The 685-nt window shown below is 61.8% G+C and carries 1 pseudogene; it reads left to right on the forward strand.

Annotation, left to right across the window (positions count from 1 at the left end):
- Positions 1–685, forward strand: a pseudogene (locus tag AC1DWI_RS25470) (hypothetical protein); the annotation flags it as partial.

A 685-nucleotide genomic window follows, 5' to 3' on the forward strand; every position in this document is an offset into this window, starting at 1 on the left:
GTTGGACAAACTCACGGCAATCACCTACCCCAGCGGAACAAAGGTCAACTACAGCTACGATGCCCAGGGCGTGGTCAATGCCGTCACGGTCAATCCGCCGAACGCCAACGGCGTGGGCACCAATACCGGCACCACCCTGCCGCTGATAGCAGGCATCACTACCAATGCTGAAAGCAAACTGACTGGCTGGAGCTGGGCCAGCAGCAAGACTCAGGCGATTGCCTATGATGCCAACGGCCAGATCAGCGCATACAACCTGGGCGACCCAACCAGCACTGGCATCCGTCGCACCGTTAACCGGGACAGCGCCGGGCGCATCACCGGCTACASCCACACCAGCAACGGGACTCCGGTGCCCAGCCTGGACCAGAGCTTTGGCTATGACAACCTGAACCGGCTGATCAGCGCCACTCTGGGCAGCAGTGCGGTGCAGTACAGCTACGACGCCACCGGCAACCGTACGGCCAAAGTCATTGGCGGCACCAGCTACCCCAACACGATTGCCACCACGAGCAACCGGCTGAACCAGACCCAGGACAGCACGGGAACAGCCACCGTGCAACACGATGCGGCGGGCAATATCACGAGCGATGGGACCAACAGCTATACGTACAGCGACCGCGGGAGACTGGCGACGATGACGAACGCCGGTGGCACGGTGAGCTACAGCTACAGCGCGCTGGAG

This window comes from Polaromonas sp. P3_C2 (assembly GCF_056402675.1).